14 protein-coding genes are annotated in these 17047 nt (G+C 58.7%); 7 read left to right on the forward strand and 7 right to left on the reverse strand.

Annotation, left to right across the window (positions count from 1 at the left end; translation table 11 throughout):
- Positions 1 to 18 precede the first annotated feature (18 nt).
- From DSOUD_RS03310 to DSOUD_RS03320, 3 genes are all read right to left on the reverse strand, one after another.
- The gene (locus tag DSOUD_RS03310) at positions 19 to 570 is read right to left on the reverse strand and encodes a prepilin-type N-terminal cleavage/methylation domain-containing protein (protein WP_053549666.1); all 552 of its coding nucleotides are present in this window, start codon (positions 568 to 570) and stop codon (positions 19 to 21) included.
- Positions 571 to 1009: 439 nt separating this feature from the next.
- Positions 1010 to 1267 carry a type II toxin-antitoxin system RelE family toxin gene (locus DSOUD_RS03315; RefSeq protein ID WP_053549667.1) on the reverse strand — a complete coding sequence of 86 codons (258 nt, stop codon included), beginning with the start codon at positions 1265 to 1267 and terminating at the stop codon, positions 1010 to 1012.
- Complete coding sequence (locus DSOUD_RS03320) at positions 1254 to 1481, reverse strand: hypothetical protein (RefSeq protein WP_053549668.1); 228 nt, start codon at positions 1479 to 1481, stop codon at positions 1254 to 1256. Before DSOUD_RS03320 ends, DSOUD_RS03315 begins: the two co-directional genes overlap by 14 nt.
- 193 nt (positions 1482 to 1674) lie before the next feature.
- Between DSOUD_RS03320 and DSOUD_RS03325 the strand changes: the two genes are divergently transcribed.
- Positions 1675 to 2421: a glycosyltransferase family 2 protein gene (locus DSOUD_RS03325; protein WP_053549669.1), complete on the forward strand. Its 747-nt coding sequence runs from the start codon at positions 1675 to 1677 to the stop codon at positions 2419 to 2421.
- Positions 2421 to 3386 carry a UDP-glucuronic acid decarboxylase family protein gene (locus tag DSOUD_RS03330; protein WP_053549670.1) on the forward strand — a complete coding sequence of 322 codons (966 nt, stop codon included), beginning with the start codon at positions 2421 to 2423 and terminating at the stop codon, positions 3384 to 3386. Before DSOUD_RS03325 ends, DSOUD_RS03330 begins: the two co-directional genes overlap by 1 nt.
- 109 nt (positions 3387 to 3495) lie before the next feature.
- On the opposite strand, the gene DSOUD_RS03335 is transcribed toward DSOUD_RS03330, so the two are convergent.
- Positions 3496 to 3816 carry a HEPN domain-containing protein gene (locus tag DSOUD_RS03335; protein ID WP_053549671.1) on the reverse strand — a complete coding sequence of 107 codons (321 nt, stop codon included), beginning with the start codon at positions 3814 to 3816 and terminating at the stop codon, positions 3496 to 3498.
- 81 nt (positions 3817 to 3897) lie between these two features.
- Entirely contained in the window at positions 3898 to 4230 is a 333-nt protein-coding gene (locus DSOUD_RS03340) for a nucleotidyltransferase domain-containing protein (protein WP_053549672.1), read from the reverse strand.
- A 225-nt stretch (positions 4231 to 4455) separates the two neighbouring features.
- On the opposite strand from DSOUD_RS03340, the gene DSOUD_RS03345 reads away from it, so the two are divergent.
- The 3 genes from DSOUD_RS03345 (at position 4456) to DSOUD_RS03355 (ending at position 9398) form a co-directional block, all read left to right on the forward strand.
- Positions 4456 to 6867: a PAS domain S-box protein gene (locus tag DSOUD_RS03345; protein WP_053549673.1), complete on the forward strand. Its 2412-nt coding sequence runs from the start codon at positions 4456 to 4458 to the stop codon at positions 6865 to 6867.
- Between the two features lie 9 nt (positions 6868 to 6876).
- On the forward strand, positions 6877 to 8319 hold the full coding sequence (locus DSOUD_RS03350) for a sigma-54-dependent transcriptional regulator (protein ID WP_053549674.1): 1443 nt from the start codon (positions 6877 to 6879) through the stop codon (positions 8317 to 8319).
- Between the two features lie 635 nt (positions 8320 to 8954).
- Complete coding sequence (locus tag DSOUD_RS03355; RefSeq protein WP_053549675.1) at positions 8955 to 9398, forward strand: MarR family winged helix-turn-helix transcriptional regulator; 444 nt, start codon at positions 8955 to 8957, stop codon at positions 9396 to 9398.
- Positions 9399 to 10266: 868 nt separating this feature from the next.
- Here the strand turns inward: DSOUD_RS03355 and DSOUD_RS18285 are convergent.
- Positions 10267 to 10590 (reverse strand): hypothetical protein, encoded by a 324-nt coding sequence (locus DSOUD_RS18285; RefSeq protein ID WP_198300355.1) that lies wholly within the window; start codon positions 10588 to 10590, stop codon positions 10267 to 10269.
- 790 nt (positions 10591 to 11380) lie between these two features.
- Here DSOUD_RS18285 and DSOUD_RS03360 point away from each other — a divergent pair.
- Positions 11381 to 15442 (forward strand): CxxxxCH/CxxCH domain c-type cytochrome, encoded by a 4062-nt coding sequence (locus DSOUD_RS03360; RefSeq protein WP_157671726.1) that lies wholly within the window; start codon positions 11381 to 11383, stop codon positions 15440 to 15442.
- Here DSOUD_RS03360 and DSOUD_RS03365 read toward each other — a convergent pair.
- Entirely contained in the window at positions 15387 to 16556 is a 1170-nt protein-coding gene (locus DSOUD_RS03365) for an IS4 family transposase (protein WP_053549677.1), read from the reverse strand. The genes DSOUD_RS03360 and DSOUD_RS03365 overlap by 56 nt on opposite strands.
- A gap of 139 nt (positions 16557 to 16695) precedes the next feature.
- Here DSOUD_RS03365 and DSOUD_RS18290 point away from each other — a divergent pair, with 139 nt between their 5' ends.
- Positions 16696 to 17028, forward strand: coding sequence for a hypothetical protein (locus DSOUD_RS18290; RefSeq protein WP_157671728.1), 333 nt, complete (start codon positions 16696 to 16698; stop codon positions 17026 to 17028).
- Positions 17029 to 17047: the final 19 nt, after the last annotated feature.

Consider the following 17047-nt stretch of genomic DNA (forward strand, 5'->3'; position numbering starts at 1 on the left):
TTTTGTCTGTGTTAGTTGTTATTTGATGCGATTACCGATGTCGTCACCCAGGGTCGATACTGAGTAAACGCTAGTTTCAATTATCCCATTAGGGCCTGCCGATAAAGCAAAAACGGGCGAAGTTCCGGTGGCGTTGAAGTTGACAGCGGCGAGGACGTATGCATTTCCCCAGGGGTCAGCATTGACCACGGGAAGGTATGGCCCTTTGAACAATGCAACATTATAGCACTCTTCATTGTCTTCCATAAGGACGTCCTTCAAATAGAGGGTACTCGTTGTGTTGAATCCCTCAGCGGCCAAGCCCTGGGGTTCATTGCCCTGCCCACGCAAAAGCGTGGCGCTCGAGGTGCAGGAGGTGATATCTCTAAGGTCTGGCCATGTTCCGACATCCTTGCGGAATGCAAGGATCGCGGAACTGATCGACTTGCAGTCGGCTTCGGCGCGGGAGACCTTGGCCTGATCGATCTGGCTGAAGACCATCGGCACCAAAACTCCGGCCAGGATGGCGAGGATGGCGGCAATGACGATGACTTCGATGAGAGTGAACCCTGCCTGACACTTGAGTTTCATTTTCTGTCTCCTGTGATCGGTTGATTTTGCTTTTTCGGAAAGATAGAGCATTGGTTTAAGGTCGCTATCGGATGTCCTGTTTTGCCATACGGCCTTGTTGAGAGAGTGAGGGTTGTTTTGACTGTTTCAGTCCTTTTTTTGAGGTTGTCGCGTTTATGGCATCTATGATAGGCCCGGTGCAAATTCTAGGCCTATAATTGGAGTGCAATCATTCGATGGGAAGGTTTCGTTGGTGTCGGGGGTTAGCAAGAGCGATGGCTCCTGGGGGATGGCCTTCATCCGTTGCCATGCTCACCGTACTGTTATCCGGAGATGCAAGGGTATCTGAATTTTCCGTCCATCTTGAAGGAAACTAGCTTGTAATTCAGTCAGAATATTGACATCAGCATTATAAATGGTCGCGGGCTTCCACGCTGCTGAGTCGCGCCTACCTCCGGGGCTACCGGTAGACGTCACGACGATGGCCGATCTTTACGAGCCAGACGGTTAATTCGTTGTCCTGTATGGAATAGATGATCCGGTAGTTCCCCTGGCGGATGCGGTAGCGGTCATCTCCTGCGAGTTTTTCGGCGCCGGACGGACGTGGGTTTTTGGCCAGGCTCTGAATACGCGCAACAACCCTTTGCAAATCGCGTTTAGGGAGGGATTCAAGCTCCTTGGCGGCTGATTTGCGAATGAGGATGTTATAGGTTTCCACTGCTTTTAAGCTCTTTCAGAAAGTCATCAAACTGCAGCAGGGGCTCATTTTCGCGCAACTGAAAGGCTTCGAAATCGTCCGCATCCTCGGCCAACGCATAGCGCACAGCCTGATTGACCAGATCCGAGATGGAATGGTTTGTCGCCACGGACTTCAGGCGCAGCGCCTGGTGAAGATCGGGGTCGAAATAAACAGTTGCTCGTTTTGATTCCATGGGGTACCTCCGAAAACATTCTAACTCCACGACGTTTTGACGTCAAGAGGACCGGCAAACCAATCCTTTGCCAAAACCATGTCGTCAGGTTCTTCCCGTCCTTCAGTTTTTTCTGGTGTGACAGCAATGAAGACCGGTATATTCAGACCCGGCGGCATGGACAGTGCCGGCGCTCAAGCCGAAGGGATGTTTCATGACCACTCTCTCCATCGTCATTCCGGTGTTCAACGAAAAAGACTATCTGGGCGAAATCCTGCGCCGGGTTTTGGCTGTTCCGCTCCCGGGGGTGCGGCGGGAAGTGGTTATTGTCGATGACTGTTCCAGCGACGGAACCCGCGACCTGCTTGAGGATCTCCCCCTTCTTGTCGGCGAGATGGGGAACGAAGTCGAGATCAAAGTCATTTTCCAGGAAGTGAATCAGGGGAAGGGTGCCGCCCTGCGCCGCGGTTTTGCCGAGGCGACCGGCGAGATTATCCTGATCCAGGATGCCGATCTCGAATACGATCCCGCCGATTATCCGCGATTGCTTGCTCCGCTACTCGAAGGCAAAGCCGATGTGGTCTATGGCTCGCGCTTTTCAGGGGGGCAGGCCCACCGGGTCCTCTACTTCTGGCATGCTCTGGGGAACCGGTTCCTCACCCTGGCCAGCAACGCCCTGACCAACCTCAATCTCACCGACATGGAATGCTGCTACAAGGTCTTCCGCCGCGAGGTCCTCCAGAAGATCCACCTTGAGGAAAACCGCTTCGGCATCGAACCGGAGATCACAGCCAAGGTCGCACGCCTCGGCTGCCGGATCTACGAGGTGGGGGTGAGTTACGCCGGACGCACCTACGCCGAGGGGAAGAAGATCGGCTGGAAGGACGGTTTTCAGGCCCTCTGGTGTATTCTAAAATACAATCTGTGGTCGCGTGGGGAAGTCAACGGGAGGGAGAAGTGATGACCGTCAGGATTTCCGGCAAGCGCGTTCTGGTCACCGGGGGCGCCGGGTTCATCGGCGCTCACCTCTGCGCGCGCCTCCTTGCCGAGGGGCACGAGGTCCTCTGCGTCGACAACTTCTATACCGGGCGCCGGGCCAATATCGCTCATCTCCTCTCCAATCCCCTCTTCGAGGTGCAGCGCCACGACATCTGCTTTCCCCTCTACGTCGAGATCGACCAGATCTACAACCTGGCCTGTCCCGCTTCCCCCATCCATTACCAGTTCGACCCGGTGCAGACGACCAAGGTCAGCGTCCACGGCGCCATCAACATGCTCGGGCTCGCGAAAAGGGTCAGAGCGCGGATCCTTCAGGCGTCCACCAGCGAAGTCTACGGCGACCCCCTGGTCCATCCTCAGCGAGAGGACTACTGGGGGAACGTCAACCCCATCGGCCTCCGCTCCTGCTACGACGAGGGGAAGCGCTGCGCCGAGACCCTCTTTTTCGATTATTACCGGCAGAACCGGGTCGCCATCAAGGTGGCGCGGATCTTCAACACCTTCGGGCCGGGGATGTCGATCCACGACGGCCGGGTGGTCTCCAACTTCATCGTGCAGGCCCTCAAAGGGGAGCCGATCACCCTCTACGGGGACGGAGAGCAGACGCGCTCCTTCTGCTATGTCGACGATCTGGTGGAAGGGCTGGTGCGCCTGATGGAATCTCCGGAAGGTTTCACCGGACCGGTCAACCTCGGCAATCCGGTGGAAACGACCATGGCCGATCTCGCTCGCCGGATTCTCGAGCTCACCGGGTCGAAATCGACCTTGGAGTACAAGCCGCTCCCGGAGGACGATCCTCGCAAGCGTCTGCCGGATATATCCCTGGCGCGGAAGCAGCTCGGCTGGGAGCCTGTCGTTTTGCTGGAGGAGGGGTTGAAGAGGACGATTGGCTATTTTGAGGAGAGGCTTCTGGCGGCAGGTGGGTAAGCCAAAATAATTGTTGACATTGTCATGGGGGCGCAGTGAGAGGCGCCCTTACGATTTCAACGACCCTGGTTCGAATCTGAGAGGACGGTAGGGTGCCGGCCCGGAAGGACTAGCGGCCGGGTTTCCCTTGTCCGGCCAGAATCTCTGTTGTTATACGCATTGTTTCGTGGGCAAAGAGGGCGAATTCCCGGGCCTCATCCACTGTGGGTGCCCCCGTTGGTAAAAGGCCGAATTCACCTGGATACCGTGAATCGATATAGAGTTTGTTGAGCAGGCTTAGGGTGTCTTCGTCCAGATCGACAGGGTCCTTGCGTTCCACTGCGGCTTTAAGTGTCAGCAGATTGTGGGTCTTGCCTGATTCGATACCGAATTCCTCCAGGAGTGACTTCAGACATTTTTCCACACATTGTTGGGTGTGAAAAGCCACCATGGTGGCTTGAATTGTCGAGAATGGCCTCAATGGTTTCCAGATCGGCCCGTGCCGATCTGAGCCAGTCGGCCGTTACGGACTTCATGAAAGTTCGATCCCCTCGCGGAGTACTCTCTGAACGAACAGGCTTCCACTGGCTTTGATCTTTTCAAACTCTGGCCGGGTATAAACCAGCAAGTCGATGGGGTGTTTTTTTTCAATATCCCGAATCGCCCGGCTGATGAGCAGGTAGTTGGCACTTCGCTCTTGAAAACTGGACGGCATGGTCATTTTGTCGAGCACAACGAGCAGGTCGATGTCGCTGCCGGGGCCGGCTGTGCCGGCGGCTTCGGAGCCGAAAAGGAAGATTTTGTCGATTCTCTCTGCGGATTTGATTCGGCCAACCAGTTCTTCTTTCATGTCATCGGTCAGCATGGGATACCTCGGATAGCGTGGCGGTTTCGTTGGCATTGATGATCATGTTCTCAAAGTGGAGAGTACCAGAGGTCTTGCCTGTGGGCAATCACCGATTTATTAACTGCGGGACGCTGCAAAAACCCAAGGTGGTCGAAAAAGTTGACCGTTGCCCCCGGGGACTGCTAGAAAGGGGGAGACACTTTTCTCCTCCCGAATCTGCTCTTCCCTGAAAACGAGACGTTCATGGCAAGCGCCCTGAAAAATCCCTCCTCATCCAGAAACATTCCCCTCGATTACCGACGCCGTCATCTCCTCTGGGTCGGCCTGGCGGTGCTCTCCCTCAACCTGATTGCTCTGTTGCTCTCCGAGGTCTTCATCCTCTCCAGTTTCCGGGATCTGGAGGAGGAGCGAATCCGCGAGCATGCCGACCGTGCCGTCAACACTCTCGCCCGAGAAGGGGAATTCCTCCGCCGGATGGTGGTCGACGAGGCATTCTGGGATAAGGCGTATGCCTTTGCCGCGGATCCCGGCAGCAACGATATGACCGGGGATATGACCGCTGAGACCCTGGAGGAAGGTCGACTCTCGGCCATCATCATGACCGATGCGGAGGGGCGGATATTATTCAGCTGCGGGTATGACCTCGATGCCGGCAGCGAGTCTTCCGTTGCTCCCGTCCTGCTGGAGAACCTGTTCCCGATTCAAAAACGTCTGACGGAAGGAGAGATCGGGTCGGTTCAGGTCGGTCTCCTCTTTGCCAGGCCCTATCCCTTCCAGGTGGCTGCCGCGCCGATTCTGAAAAGTGACGGCACGGGCCCCGGTCGGGGGATGCTGCTCTATGCAAGGGAACTGAATCCCGGCAGAATCGATAAGTTGGGTGAACTCATCCAGCTGGATCTGGGGATCGACAGCGAAAAAAATCTGCAAACGGCCGATTCGGGAGTTGCCGTCCGGCGTCAGGGCGGGACCATCTCCGCTCATGTCAATCTTCCCGACCTGCTGGGCCGTCCGGGAGGGGCCCTCGATGTGACGATCGACCGGCTCATTTACTCCCGCGGTCGGGCCAGCGTCAGGTATTTTCTCTGCTGGACTCTCGGTTCCAGCCTTCTTTTTGCCCTTCTCGCTATTTGGCTGCTTAACCGCGTCAGTCGTCTGGATGCCCGGCGCGCCGAGCGGGATCGCCTGGTCCGGAACCTGTTGGAGCGCTCCGGCGAAGCCATCTTCCTCATTGGCATGACCGATGGTCGGGTGCTGGAGGCCAATCCCCGGGGTCGGGAACTTTTTCCCCTGAAGGAGAAGGCGCCCAGGGCGGAGAACGTTTTCCGAACCCCCGAAGGGAACCCTTTCTGGGAGGAGCTCTCCGGTCAGGTCAGGGAAGGCCTGGGCAATTTTTCGGCGGAACTGCAAAACCGTTCGGGGCAGGCGCTGTGGTGCGAGGGGAGCGCGACTCAGGTCAGCGGCGAGGAGGATCACTATCTCCTGCTGCAGATTCGCGATGTTTCCACCCAGAAAGCCGCCGAGGACGCCTTGAAGGCCTCGGCGGAGCGCTACCGCCAGTTGTTTGAGAACTCGCCCCTGCCGATGTGGGTCGTTGACATGGAGAATTTGAGATATCTCGATGTGAATCAGACCGCCCTCGAGACCTACGGCTATTCCCGGGAAGAGTTCCTCGCCATGCCGGTCTTGAATCCCCGCCCGGCCGGGGACGGGACGCGTTTTCCGGAGGTCGTTTCCCGGGAAAAGGGGGGAGAAGATTCCGTCGGTCCCTGGCCGCACCGCTGCAAGGATGGGCGCATTCTCGATATGGAGATCGTCCGCAAGGAGATCCCTTTTGCCGACCGATCCGCTCTTCTGGTGATGGCCGAAGACATGACCGAGAAGGAAAGCCTTCGCCGCGAAGCCGACCAGGTTTCACGGCTGGCCGCCCTCGGCGAGCTGGCCGCAGGGGTCGCCCACGAGATCAACAACCCCAACGGCATGATCCTGCGCAATCTTGATTTTATCGGCGATATCCTCTCGGACGCCCTCCCCCTGCTGGAGAAGGAAGGAGAGGCCGGATTGCAGTTGGGGGGACTCGACTTCTCCCAGGTTCGCACCGAGGTTCCGCAGCTGATCGACGACATGCAGCAGGGCGCCGGCCATATTCGCGATATCGTTCGCGACATGAAGGATTTTGTCCGTCTCGACGATCCCTCCGACGACGGTCCTCTCGATCTCAACGAAGCGGTGGCGACCGCGGTTCGTCTCCTCGATGGGCCGATCCGCAAGGCCACCGATGCCTTCGAACTGCAACTCGGCGACGATCTGCCGCCGGGAGTGGGGAGCAGCCGCCAGATCGGGCAGGTCGTTCTCAATCTGGTGATGAACGCCTGCCAGTCCCTGCCGGATCGCAGCCGGGGAATCCTTGTCCGCACCCGTTTCGACCCGGCCAAAAAGCGCATCCTTGCCGAAGTCATCGATCAGGGGAGGGGGGTCGCCAAAGAGGATCTGGAGCGGCTGACCGATCCGTTTTTCACCACCCGCCGTGAACAGGGGGGAACGGGGCTGGGACTGTCGGTTTCCGCCCGCATCGTCAAGCAGCATCGCGGTACGCTGAGTTTTCAGACCGAACCGGGGAAGGGAACGCAGGTCACCCTGGCCCTCCCCGTCGCTTAGGAGCCTTCCATGAGCAAAGTCCTCTATCCCGCCCTGCCGGTGCTGCTGGTGGACGACGAACCAGCCTGGCTGCGCAGCATGACGATCAGTCTGGCGCGGCACGCCGGAATCAATAATGTCGTCGCCCTCAGCGACCCGCGGGAGGTGGCTCCCTTCCTTGAGGAGCACCGGGTCGCCCTGGCCCTGATCGATTACACCATGCCCCATGTTTCGGGGGAGGAGCTGCTGGAGCTCTTCGGCCGCAATTACCCGGAGGTTCCGGTCATCATTCTGACCGGTCGGGATCAGGCCGAAACGGCGGTCCGCTGCATGAAGCTGGGAGCCTTCGACTATTATGTCAAGACCGTCGAGGATGAGCGCCTTCTGGCCGGCATCCAGCGGGCTCTGCGCCTCGGCGAACTGCAGCAGGAAAACCTCCGCCTGCAGGAAGGGTACATGACGGGGGAGTTGGCCAGCCCCGAGGCTTTTTCCGGGTTGATCACCCGCTCCGATCGTCTTCTGAAAATCTGCAAATACGTCGAAGCGATCGCCGCCAGCCGCCAGCCGGTCCTCGTCACCGGCGAGAGCGGGACCGGGAAGGAGCTGATCGCCCGTATCCTGCACAAGCTCGGCTCGCCGCAGGGTCCCTGGGTGGCGGTGGATGTCGCCGGGCTCGACGACGACATGTTCGCCGATACCCTCTTCGGCCATGTCAAGGGAGCCTTCACCGGCGCCGAGCAGCCCCGCAAGGGACTGGTGGAAGAGGCCGCCGGGGGGGTGTTGTTTCTCGACGAAATCGGGTCTCTCAGCCAGTCCTCCCAGCTCAAACTCTTGCGACTGATCCAGGATGGAGAGTATCGTCCGGTGGGAGGGGACCGCACCCGCCGCAGCGAGATGCGCATTGTGGCGGCGACCAACCAGGACCTTGGGCGCCTGCAGGAGACCGGGGGCCTCCGTCGCGACCTCTACTACCGCCTGCGGACCCACCATGTCCACCTCCCGGCTCTGCGGCAGCGCCCTGAGGATATCCCTGTGCTCCTCGATTTTTTTCTCGGCGAGGCGGCAAGGGAGTTTCACAAGAACAAACCGACCCCTCCTCCGGAGCTCGATATCTTACTCTCCACCTATCATTTCCCCGGCAACGTCCGGGAGTTGCGGGCCATGGTTTACGACGCCGTCAGCACCCATCGGACCCGCAAGCTGTCCATGGACGCCTTCAAACGGGCCATGGGGCGGGAGGAAGGGCGTGAGCTCTCCGGAATGGTCGAGGCCGGTGTCGAAGCCGCCCAGGGTGAAAGGGTGGTGGCATTCCCGCAGGAACTTCCCAGCATCCGCGAACTGACGAGCCAGTTGATCGCCGAGGCCTCCCGGCGTTCCGGCGGCAATCAGTCGATCATGGCCGGCATGCTCGGCATCTCCCGCCCCGCTCTGAACAAGCGCCTCAAAAAGCTCGACGACGAGGACGAATTCTGACTTGTTCTACCGTTCCAGCTCCTTCCGGCCCGCCTTCGGCGGGCCTTTTCTTTTTTCGCCCACACCGTTTTTCGACAAAATCCCGGTTGTCCTTGTTCGGGGCGGAGATCCCGCTTGCCCTCCCTATGCCTCTATTATTCAGGACTAACCCACCTGATCTCGCCCTTCCGCGGCTTTTCCCTGCACATGGAGCCAAAGGCCTGTTCTTCGCCGTACCTCTTTTGGGCATATGACGGGGAGCGGTCAAAGGACGACGCCAGGTTCTCGGAAATGATGGGAATTCCGGTTGACCTGACCGAAAAAAAACCATGTGCAAAAAGTCACAGCGGTAAATCGAACGAAAATCCAATAAACGTAGAAAAGATATGACCGGCAGCGTCAGGTCGTATTTTTATGATTGAAATGTTGCACACCCTATGACTTTGTCTGATGACTATGGTTGCAAGTATTATTGTGGGCTGAAAAATTATCTACTTTGTTGGCACGAAAAATATTTTGAATTAAATTTTCGGGGCTTATGGACGCACTGAGTTCATTGAATCCATTGGAATATAATTTGCTTTATCGCCAATGACAGTATTTTGTCAGTATTTGCATGTCAGGTCTTGTTTATCTATTCGTTTGAGGATTCTTTTGTGAATCAAATCAGCCTTTTGCTAAAAATACTCGATCTTGTACGGAGCAAGGTTCATCGCGAGCTCCCCCTGCAGCAACTGGTGCTGTTTCTGACCGTTGTCGAAAATCCCGGAATCACCATGCCCGAACTGGTTGAAAGGCTCGACATGCCCCAGGGGACGGTGAGTCGCAACGTCAAGGCTCTCTCCCATTATGTCGTCTGGCAGGACGGCGTTGCCGTCCCCCACGGCCGCAACCTGTTGCGCACCCGCCCGGATGAAGGGAACCGCCACATCCTGGCGGTCTATCCCACTGGACGGGGCGAAGCCCTCTCCCAGGAAATCGCCCGGGGCCTCCAGGCCGGGGATAAAACCGGTGAAGCCAGGGAGTGCGGCCGGCCGGCCATCGACGAGGGACAGTGGCGCAACCGCTATTGGCTGAATCAGGCGGTGCGCGAGTTTTAACGGTGACCGCAACTATTCGGTATCGAATTTCGGTTTTTCAATAGAGCCAGGGTGGAAGGCAAGCCGGGGCGCTACCAGTCAGGAGATTGATCGCGATGGGCAGACAAGTCATTCCGGAATGCAACAGGGGAGACCGTCGAGGAAAGACTTTCGAGGCGGGAACTTCCCGGTGTCATGGAAAATATTCAATTGAAGATAGGGAGAGTTCTATGAATGGTCTGCAGGGGAGGATGTCCGGTTTGAGCGGTCTGTTTCGATGGGCGATGGTAGCCGTGGTCGGGATGGTGTTTCTTGGGGTCTGCGCAGAAAGCGCCCGGGCCGCCGTCGCGGTCACCAACCAGTTCAGTGCGACGCCCTGCGCGATAGGCACCGGCAACATGACCTGCACCAACCCGACAATCGGTGCTGGCGTCAACCGTGTCCTGGTTCTGGTCGTAACCGGTGAAGGCTCGGGCAATCACAACCCGGCCAATACCTCGGCAACCTACGGTGCCGCAACCTTCACGGAAGTTCAGAACAGCTATGGGAACAACGACAACCGTCGCTATACCTGGATGGGTTACATCGATGAGAGTCAGATCGCCGCGAATGCCGGATCGAACATAGGCATGACGGTGACTTCTTCTGTGGCTTTCGCAGGTACGGAGGCCTACTACGCGGTCTATGCCGGAGTCGATCAGATTGCACCGGTCTCCGGTTCGGTCAAGGCCGATTCCCCCAATACCACGACGGCGGTCAGCATGGGCCCGATTACCACGGTCCTCGACGGTGTCGCCATCTACGCACTTTCGACCAATGTCACTGGCGCCAACACGCCGGTTCCGACCAACTACATTGAACACGTCGACCAGAATGATGCCAGTGGCAACTACATGTCGACCATCGGTTCACGGTTGGCACTGCCAGGTACCTCGGAAACGCTGACCGCGACCGCACAGAATGCCCGCTGGACGGGGGCCTTCATGGCGCTCGCACCGCTTTCGTGCGCCGACACCAACGGTTCAGCCGTTGCCCTGACCGCTCCGACCAGTGGCGCCACGGTCTCCGGTTCGATCTCCATTGCTACCAGCCTGAACAATGCCTCCAACGTCGAATACAGCATCGACGGAGGCGCCTGGATTTCCGACCTCACTCTGTGGAATTCCGCCAACACCCACCCGGCCAGCACCACCGCGCCGGTGGCTGGCGTCACCGTTGATGTCCGCGCCATCGAAGACGAGTGCGGCGGTTATGTTACCGATTCAATCACCGTTACCGTTGACAATACCTGCTCCGAATCGACCCAGTCCTCGATTATCTGGGACGGCACTAACACCGCAGCCGGTGATTTCATCGGCGCGTCTTTTGTGACTGCGACCGATGTCAATACTCTGGAGTATCTGGTGACGGAAGGGAGCGGGCCGGGCACGCCGTTTGAAGAACTTGAGTATTTTGATACCGCCGATGACGTCTGTGACTACTCCAACTGGACGGCTAGTAGTGCCCCAACGGCTAATTGCGGTGGTCCTTTTGATGCCGGTACTGCTGGTGGTCCGCTCTATGTATTCAACTCAGGTCAATCGACCAATGGTGATGGCACCCTGACCGGTTCAGCGGGCACTGGCCCGACCTCACTGCACAGTGGTACATCGCCTCCGGGCGGGTTCCTGTTCATCGAATCGTCAGGGACCGGTCCTTACAACGCGACCTTCACCCGCAACGCTGCGTTTGATGCTGGCACCTACGAGCCGAATATCTCCTACGCCTTCGAAGGCTGGGGCGGCAACCTCATCAGTCTGGCCTTTGAGGTCAACGATGGTAGCGGCTGGACGACGGAATGGATTCTGAATGGTGCGGATGCCAATGCGGATGGTACCTGGCAGACCGCTGATATTAATCTCAACAACGGAAGCATCAGCATCGACGGCGGGGCCTATGTTTCGACCACGACCGTCGGCGGCACCGGTACCGCCTACACCAGCGGCAGCCTGCAGATGCGGTTTGTGTTTAATACAAACAGCTTTGCCGGCGACTATGCCCTGGATACCATCCGCGTTTATGGAAACGCCCGCGCGACCGAGACGACCGTTATCCCCTGGACCAACGATCCGATTTCCGCCTCTGGCGTGCTGACCGACGGCAACACCTATAATCTCTACGCTCGCGGCCTCGATACCGAGTGCGGCGTCGCCTACTACGGCGACAGCGTCGCCCAGAGCGTTTCGCCTGGAACCTCGCAGCTCTTCACCTGGAGCGCCTGCACCGAAACCGCCACCCTGACCCTGAATCCGATCACCGATCCGATCACCGGCAACGTCTCGGTTACGGCCTCTGGAAGTGCGACGGGCATCCAGGTCGGTATTGTCCCGGCACCGACCAACGCCAGCGGCTGGATCTACACCCCGGCCCAGGATGACAACACCACCACCGTCAGCTTCTACGCCACCGGCACCGGTACCTGCGGCCCCCTCACCGATTCACAGCTCAATGTCAGCACCAACACCATGGTCGCGCCGACTGTTACGGCCTTCTCGATTCCGGCGACGGTCATCGATACCGCGGCGCCGCTGGAGATTCCGGTTAACACCTTCACGGCATCGGACAACGTCGGCGTGACCGGCTACATGATCACCGAAAGCGCCACGGCCCCCACCGCCGGCGACGCAGGTTGGAGCGGCGCCGCTCCGGCCGTCTACACCGTCGGAAGCTACAACACCTACACCCTTTACGCCTGGGCCAAGGACGCGGCGGGGAACGTATCGCTTTCCGCCACGGCGAGCACCACCGTGTCGAACTGTGTTGAAGCAGGTACGGTCAGCGTCTCCATCAGTCCCGATCCCGATCCGGCCGACATTACCGGTGCAACTTCGGTTGCCGCGATCCTGGCCAACGGAGCGAGCAACGGCATGGTGCGCTGGCGGAATAATGGTGGCCTGTGGACCACCTGGGCACCCTCCGGCGCAACCTTTACCCCCATTTCCTCGCGTTTTGGCACCATTGATTTCGAAGCCATGGCCGACGGCTCCTGTGGGGCCAGCAGCCCGGTTTATTCGACAATCCTGCCCCGTACTTATGATACCCGCGTTGATGCGCTGGAGCCGCTCACCTATACCGCTGCTCAGAACGGCTTGACCGGTATTCGTGTCCATATGGGCTACCACAACGACAAGAACAGCACCGGGACCTTCCTGGTGGAGTACAAGCTCGCCTCCGAGCCGACCACCTGGACGACCCCGCCCAACATGCCGACCGCCGATGGCGGCGCCGGCGATACCGACGGCACCAGGGATGAAGAGGTCTTCGTCGATTTGTCCGGCCTGACCAGCAGTGAAACCTACGACATCCGTATGACCTTTGCCGATGCAACCGACGGTCTGATCGGTGCGGCTGTCTATAATGTTCAGGTCACACTGGTCTCCTGGGCCGACAACCCGCTGCTGCACAACAGCAACCGCTTTGTCGGCACCACCAAGCACACCGGCAACTGGGGCAAACCCGGCGATTATGCCGGCGCCATTCTGTGCAGCACCTGCCACGGAAAAAATACCGGTAACGTCAAACGCGTCAAGGCGACCATCAGCTTCCCCGACGGCTCGGTCATGCCGGGCGGCGGCGTCAGCTCGGCGGTCAGCCTTCTGACCGTGGAAGACGGCAGCAGCGACTTCGGTGACGACAGCACGGCGCCGCGCGCCAGTTCCAACCGTGTCTGCGAAGTCTGTCACACCTACGACGCTTCTCAAACCGTCGGCGTCAAGCAACATGCCGCTGACCAGTCCGTTGCTGCCGGTCACTACGACAATAGCGACTGTATCAAATGTCACCAGCACGGCAACGGCTTCAAGGCCGACTGTACCAGCTGCCACGGCAATCCGCCGCTGGTTGCAAGTGACCTGACCGCCACGCTCGATCTGACCAACACGACCGGCAGCGCCACCGCCGGCAAGCACGACTATCACGTCGTGACCAAGGGCTACACCTGCAACACCTGCCACACCGGCTGGGAGACTAGCGGTGAAATGCCCAAGGGGGGCAACCTCAACCTCGGCTTCAACATTACCCTCGGCACCACCACCGACAGCACCGGGGCTTACGACGGCCGCAGCACAGGCGGTGGCTACAACGCAGCAGTAGGCACCAGCGTCACCGCCGGCAACGGCCTGAGCTGTTCGGCCATCTACTGTCACGGCACCGCCACTCCGGCCTGGACCGACGCCGGCACCGCCGCCTGCGGCAGCTGCCACGGCGACACCAACGGCATGCCTTCTGCCGTAGCTGGTGATGGCGACCTCTCGGGCGCAAACAGCGGCAGCCAGGTCGGCAAGCACCCCGAGCATGTGGTCAGCGCCGGTCTGGCCTGCACCACCTGCCATAAAGATCTGGGTTTCGGCACGCCGGACCACGTCAACGGCACGGTCGACATCTGGTTCGATACCGCCGTGGCCGGCGCCAGCGCCACCTACAACAACGCGACCAACACCTGCAGCAACCTCAGTTGTCACATCAGCAAGGTCTGGGATACCGCCACACCGGCCTCCTGTGACATGTGTCACGGCTACCCGCCGCTGACCGATGGCAGCGCCAGCGATCTGCACGTCGCCGGGGCGACCCCGGTGGACCACAGTGGTGTCAATATGACCACCAAGCATGATGAATGTAACCTCTGTCACGGCTACAGCCAGGCCAACGGCGCCACCGACAACACCGGCAATGGCGGCGACCTGTACCAGGTCAGCTACCATCGTGACGGCAATATCGAGATGAACGGCATCTCGGCACCGGATAACGCCCAGAGCGCCCAATATGACCAGGCTACCTTCGGCTGTGCCAAGGCCTGTCATGCCAATGACGCCGCCCACCAGCTCTCCAATTCGGCGCTGACCGTGGTCACCCACGAGTACGGCAGCGGCTCCTGTACCGGTTGCCATGATGGCACCGGCACCGGCGCCACCCTGGTCAACGACAACAGCGCCCATGCCCTGGCATCCACCGGCCTGCAGTGCGAAGAATGTCACGGCAGCCATGGCGGCGGCACCATCGAGATCCCCAACAACCCGGCGGTCGGCATCAACTACACCGCCAACGGTGAAACCGGCATCGCCCTGGGGGTCGCCGGTACCGCCCCGGGCGCCACCGAAGCCGAAATCTGCTGGAACTGCCATGGCGCAACCTACAGTGAATTTGGTGTGAACAACAAAGCCAACACCGGCAGCATGGCTTACAACTACGGCACGTTGAACCAATCGAACTGGGTCGGGGCCACCTGGACCAGCGGTACGACCAAATTCGGCTACAAGACAGGTCCCATTCAGTCGACCCACTCGGTCAATCCGGCTGCGACGGGTCCGGGTATGGATGCCGTTGGAGCCATTCGCTGTTCCTACTGCCACGATGTCCACAATCTGAATCTGGCCACCGGCGACACCCTGAGCGGTGCGCCCTACCTGCGCGGCACCTGGCTGGGCAACCCCTACCGCGAGGACGGGGCGCCGCAGAGCGGGGACACCTGGACTGGGCAAAATCTTTATGGCGCCGTGCCACGTGGCGGCACCACCTATACTGGGCTGGGAGGGTATCAGATCGATCAGAACAACGGCAATCCGACCACCGGCTGGACCGCCAACACCTCGGCCGGCTTGTGCGAGCTCTGTCACGGCAACGGTGACGGCAACTTCACCGCCGCCGAAATCGACAGCCTCAACCAGTTCGGCACCGCCAGCACCGACTGGGTTGGCACCAACGGACACTCGGCCGCGGTCCTCGGCGGTGGTGATTCCGTCGCGGCGAATATCTTCTCCGTGGCCGACCGTAACAGTACGGCCCCGACTTTCAGCACGAACAATGGTACCAGCGCCGGAAATCCGGCCATGGGCAACCAGCAGAACCTGGATTATAACGGTGAAGTTTACAGCTTCCGCAGTAGTACGCAGGAGCCGGATGGCTGGAACCTCAACCCGAGAATTACCAACCGACGTGCCCATGCAGCGTATAATTGGGGACACTACTGTCCGGTTAATAGCCGAATAAATTCAGCTGGTTATAATCTTGGGTGTCTGGAATCTGCTTGAGCGCTTCCGCAACCAACGATGAAATGGGCTTTTTCTCGAACAGATTGACCTCCAGGATCTGCAAAAAAGTGTAGAGAGTACATTTGATGCTAAGCTGCCTTTTAGCGATCGCCACAAGTAGATATATGCAAAGAGCTACCCATATCTGGCTCTTGACCGCATTGATAGAAGTCCCGTAGAACGCTTTTATTCGTAGATGCTGTTTGATCCACTTGAAGAATAGCTCCACTTGCCAGCGCTGTTTATAGATGTCTGCAACCGTTGTGGCTCCAATTTCAAAGTGGTTGGTGAGGAATACAAGCCGCTTGTTTCGCTCTTTATCAACATAACTGACCCGGCGCAATCTCTCCGGGTAACCCTTTTTCGATTTCTGGGTGACCAAGGCAATCACTTGGTCGGCTCGGACGCCGGCCTCCTTGTCCTTGGGCAAAGAGTACAACCGCTGGTAGCGTAGGTTGTCCTTGGCCCGCACCACGAAGAAGGCGCCCTGTCGGTGAATGGCATAGAGCCGGGCAAAATCTACGTAGCCGCGGTCCATCGTGTAGATGGCCTCTTCGGTGACGGGCATTTCGTCAAGCATCTTGACGTCATGTACTTTGCCGGTTGTCACGGCCACAAACGTGGGGATGATGCCGCGCAAGTCAATGAGCGTGTGCATCTTGACCGCTGCCTTGGTCGTGCGAAACTCGGCCCACGGAAACAGGGTGAGGCAGAGGTCAATGGTCGTCGAGTCAAAGGCGAACAGTGGCTGCTTCAACTCGATGGCCAAGGGCTCATCCCGGTACAGCTGCTGTGCCATGCCGATCAGGACTTGGCCGAAATCCTGAAAAATGCGCCAATCCCGGCGCTCGTTGGCGTCGGCAAGGGTGGAGCGGGAGACAGCGCCACGAAATCCGATGTGGTAGAGCTTCTCCCGATGAGAGTTCAGGCACGTTTCGATATCCCTCAAGCTCTCGCGACCCGATAGCTGGGCATAAGCCAGGCACAGGAACTGGTCAAATGCAGTAAAGCTTTTGGCCCGGTACTCGCCGCGATACCGTCGGGCACAGAGGTTGAACTCGTGACGCGGGAGAAACTGAAGTAGCTGTCTGAAAACGGTCTGGCCAGCGTTCATGGATGCCCTCCTGAAGTGTCAGGAAGATATCACTCGCGGGCGGGGTGAAGCGATTTCAAATCGAGAAAAGAACAGTTGAGCCAAAGTACTATAATTTTCAGTAGGTTATCGACGTACATTCAAAGTTAACCGGACAGTAGTGAATTGGGGAGCAAATACCAATAATGCACTGGACAGCAACTACCACAACTTCAGCTGTTCCAAATGTCACAACCCGCACGCTTCACGTTTGCCGCGCCTGATGATCACCAACTGTCTCGACACCAAGCACAACACCTGGGACAATCAGGCAGGTGTGGGTTCGATTCCGAGTACAACGACCCGGAATGCCGATGGCGGGGCCTACCCCAGTGTAGATAATGCTCTTGTGACCTTCTCGCAGGCCACCTCGGCGCAAAACTGCCACCGCGTTAAAGATCCGGCCTTTAGCCAATCGCGCGGCGCAGGTTGGAACAACGTCACCCCCTGGTAGTATTGAACCGGGATACGTC

It is taken from the genome of Desulfuromonas soudanensis (assembly GCF_001278055.1).
GTDB lineage: Bacteria > Desulfobacterota > Desulfuromonadia > Desulfuromonadales > WTL > Deferrimonas > Deferrimonas soudanensis.

Bases quoted from the DNA above. Each gene is read 5' to 3' on its own strand.
- DSOUD_RS03310 (WP_053549666.1), bottom strand. From the start codon at position 570: ATGAAACTCAAGTGTCAGGCAGGGTTCACTCTCATCGAAGTCATCGTC.
- DSOUD_RS03320 (WP_053549668.1), bottom strand. From the start codon at position 1,481: ATGGAATCAAAACGAGCAACTGTTTATTTCGACCCCGATCTTCACCAG.
- DSOUD_RS03325 (WP_053549669.1), top strand. From the start codon at position 1,675: ATGACCACTCTCTCCATCGTCATTCCGGTGTTCAACGAAAAAGACTAT.
- DSOUD_RS03330 (WP_053549670.1), top strand. From the start codon at position 2,421: ATGACCGTCAGGATTTCCGGCAAGCGCGTTCTGGTCACCGGGGGCGCC.
- DSOUD_RS03335 (WP_053549671.1), bottom strand. From the start codon at position 3,816: ATGGTGGCTTTTCACACCCAACAATGTGTGGAAAAATGTCTGAAGTCA.
- DSOUD_RS03340 (WP_053549672.1), bottom strand. From the start codon at position 4,230: ATGCTGACCGATGACATGAAAGAAGAACTGGTTGGCCGAATCAAATCC.
- DSOUD_RS03345 (WP_053549673.1), top strand. From the start codon at position 4,456: ATGGCAAGCGCCCTGAAAAATCCCTCCTCATCCAGAAACATTCCCCTC.
- DSOUD_RS03350 (WP_053549674.1), top strand. From the start codon at position 6,877: ATGAGCAAAGTCCTCTATCCCGCCCTGCCGGTGCTGCTGGTGGACGAC.
- DSOUD_RS03365 (WP_053549677.1), bottom strand. From the start codon at position 16,556: ATGAACGCTGGCCAGACCGTTTTCAGACAGCTACTTCAGTTTCTCCCG.